The sequence below is a fragment of the Nonomuraea sp. NPDC050680 genome (assembly GCF_040654555.1).
Lineage (GTDB): Bacteria > Actinomycetota > Actinomycetes > Streptosporangiales > Streptosporangiaceae > Nonomuraea.
This window is the reverse complement of the sequence record NZ_JBFAIF010000052.1, coordinates 1-2,500: the sequence shown is the minus strand read 5'-3', so window position 1 is coordinate 2,500 and position 2,500 is coordinate 1. Positions and strand designations below refer to the sequence as shown.

Here is a 2,500-nt window from a genome sequence, read left to right as displayed (position 1 = left end):
TGTCCGTGGCCATGTAAAAGTCCCCACAGGTGGCCAGTTCGAGGTCACCACTGATGGCCGGTTTAGGTCCCCGCTTCTTCTTCGCGCTGTTCGCGTGTCGTGAGGAGGGGTGTGCCCTGAGCAGTGATCGTGACGGTGTCAGCCAGCCACGAGATCACCGCTCAGGGGGTCTGCCCGGCCATGAAGTCTTCGGGGGAAGTCATGGACATCATCGCCGCCTACCGTGAGGTAGGCACCTATCGCGGGGCCGCTGAGATGTGCGGCACCACGCACAAGACCGTCAAACGCATCATCGAGCGGGCGCTGGCCGGAGACAAGCCGCCGGGCCGCAGACGGCGAGAGCACAACTTCGACGCGGTCGCCGATCTGGTGGCCGAGAAGATCAAGGCCACGGCTGGGAAGATGTCGGCCAAGCGGCTGCTGCCGCTGGCCCAGGCCGCCGGGTACGACGGATCAGCACGCAACTTCCGGCGGCTGGTCGCCGAGGCGAAGAAGACATGGCGACGCGGTCATCATCGCGGTCGGCGGCCGGCGGTCTGGACGCCGGGCGAGATGCTGGTCATCGACTGGGGCGACGCGGGCGGCGGGCTGCACGTGTTCTGCGCGGTGCTGGCCTGGTCAAGGGTCCGCTTCGTGCGCTTCGCCGACAACCAGCGGGCCGCCACCACGCTGGCGTTGCTGGCCGAATGCTTCGAGGAACTCGGCGGGGTGCCCAAGGTGGTGCTGGCCGACCGGATGGGCTGCCTGAAGGGCGGCGTGGTCGCCAACAAGGTCATCCCCACCAGCGACTACGTGCGCTTCGCCACCCACTACGCCTTCCGGCCGGACTGGTGCGAGGCCGCCGACCCGGAATCGAAGGGCATCGTGGAAAACCTGGTCGGCTATGCCAAACGTGATCTGGTCGTGCCACAGGCGCCCTTCGACGACCTGACCGTGGCCAACGTGGCCGCCCGCCAGTGGTGCGCAGAGGTCAACGCGGTGACGCATTCGGAGATCTGCGCCATCCCCGCCGAACGGCTGGCCGGCGAGCGGGAACTGCTGACCGCGCTGCCGTCGCTGCGGCCGGCGATCGGCAAAGCGCCGGTCACCCGCAAGGTCGACCGGCTCTCCTGCGTGCGGTTCGGCTCGGCCCGCTACTCGGTCCCGACCCGGCTGATCGGCACCCGGGTGGCGGTGGCCGAGGAAGGCGGCAGGCTGCTCATCTGCGACCTGGCCACCGGCGAGATCGTCGCCGACCACCTGGCGGTCGCGCCCGGCGAGGCGTCGGTGGCCGATGAGCACTACGGCGGCCCCCGGCCCGCGCCACGCCGCGCCGCCCGGCCTCGAACCGCGGCGGAGAAGGCGTTCCTGGCGCTCGGCCCGGCGGCCGAGTCGTTCCTGACCGGCTCGGCCGCCGCGGGCAACACCCGGCTGGCCGGCGACCTGGTCGAGCTGGCCGCGCTGCAAGCCGCACACGGCGAGCAGGCGCTCATCGCGGCGCTGGGGCGGGCGGTGAGTTTCCGCCGCTGGCGGGCCGAGGACGTCCGCTCGATCCTGGCCGCCGGCGCCGGGACCCCGCAACCGGCGCCCGCCGGCCAGGCGCTGCTCCTGGAGCTGCCGCCGGTCCCGACCCGGTCGCTGACCGAATACACCCTGGACAAGATCGGACAAGTGTCATGACCGCGCCCACGCCCGCACCCCTGGCCGCCGACCTCGACGGCGGGCTGCGCCGCCTGAAGCTGTCCACGATCCGCCGGCTGGCGCCCGAGCTGCTGGTCACCGCCCGAACCCAGCGCTGGAACCCCGAGGAGTTCCTGCGCACGCTCATCGACGCCGAACTGGCCGCGCGTGATGCCTCCAACGCCCGCGCCCGGATGAAGGCCGCCGCCTTCCCCGTGCTCAAGACCATCGAAGAGTTCGACGTCGCGGCCTCCTCGATCCCGAAGGCGACCTTCGACTACCTCGCCTCGCTGGAGTGGGTCGCCGCGGCCGAGAACTACTGCGCGGTCGGCCCGGCCGGCACCGGCAAGTCCCACAGCCTCATCGCCCTGGGCGTCGCCGCGGTCCAGGCCGGACACAAGGTCCGCTACTTCACCGCCGCCGAACTGGTCGAAACCCTCTACCGGGGACTGGCCGACAACTCCGTCGGCCGGGTGATCGAGAGCCTGCTGCGCGCCGACCTGGTCATCATCGACGAGGTCGGCTTCGCCCCGCTCGACGACACCGGCGCCCAGCTATTGTTCCGCCTCGTGGCCGCCGCCTACGAACGCCGCGCACTCGCCATCGGCTCGCACTGGCCCTTCGACCAGTGGGGACGCTTCCTGCCCGAACACACCACCGCCGTCAGCCTGCTGGACCGGCTCCTGCACCACAGCATAGTCGTGGTCACCGAGGGCGAGTCCTTTCGCATGAAACAGGCACGAACCAGGACACCAGCACGCTTGATCAAGAAGTAGTCAACTACGAAGAGATGGGGACCTCTACATGGCCACCAGCGGCGACACGCACTTGGCCGTTGACA

At 70.2% G+C, this 2,500-nt stretch carries 2 protein-coding genes; both read left to right on the top strand.

The window, feature by feature from the left end; translation table 11 throughout:
* The first annotated feature begins 180 nt into the window (after positions 1-180).
* Positions 181-1,659: an IS21 family transposase gene (istA, locus tag AB0H88_RS52510; protein WP_357657743.1), complete on the top strand. Its 1,479-nt coding sequence runs from the start codon at positions 181-183 to the stop codon at positions 1,657-1,659.
* Positions 1,656-2,435 carry an IS21-like element helper ATPase IstB gene (gene istB, locus AB0H88_RS52505; protein ID WP_357657741.1) on the top strand — a complete coding sequence of 260 codons (780 nt, stop codon included), beginning with the start codon at positions 1,656-1,658 and terminating at the stop codon, positions 2,433-2,435. Before istA ends, istB begins: the two co-directional genes overlap by 4 nt.
* The last annotated feature ends 65 nt before the right edge of the window (positions 2,436-2,500 follow it).